This window comes from Pseudomonas sp. FG6, from assembly GCF_057809015.1.
On the sequence record NZ_JBMDJD010000090.1, the window covers coordinates 1 to 427 of the forward strand.

Genomic DNA, 427 nt, shown 5'->3' on the forward strand with positions numbered 1-427 from the left:
GCAGCGGCTTCATGAGCTCCCACACGAATTGCTTGATTCATTGAAGAAGACGATAGAAGCAGCTTTAAGCTCCAAGCTGATAGCTCACGCTAGCAGTTACAAGCTCGAAATTGGGTCTGTAGCTCAGTTGGTTAGAGCGCACCCCTGATAAGGGTGAGGTCGGCAGTTCGAATCTGCCCAGACCCACCAATTTTGTTATGGGGCCATAGCTCAGCTGGGAGAGCGCCTGCCTTGCACGCAGGAGGTCAACGGTTCGATCCCGTTTGGCTCCACCATAAACTGCTTCGAAGCTTGAGAGTTTAGAAATGAATATTCTGAAGTGAATATTGATTTCTAGTCTTTTGATTAGATCGTTCTTTAAAAATTTGGGTATGTGATAGAAAGATAGACTGTGATCCACTTTCACTGGTGGTGATCAGGCTAAGGT

2 tRNA genes are annotated in these 427 nt (G+C 46.6%); both read left to right on the forward strand.

Annotated elements, in window-relative coordinates:
* Positions 1–112 precede the first annotated feature (112 nt).
* A tRNA-Ile gene (locus ACODSJ_RS24730) sits at positions 113–189 on the forward strand.
* A gap of 10 nt (positions 190–199) precedes the next feature.
* Positions 200–275: transfer RNA gene (locus tag ACODSJ_RS24735), tRNA-Ala, on the forward strand.
* The last annotated feature ends 152 nt before the right edge of the window (positions 276–427 follow it).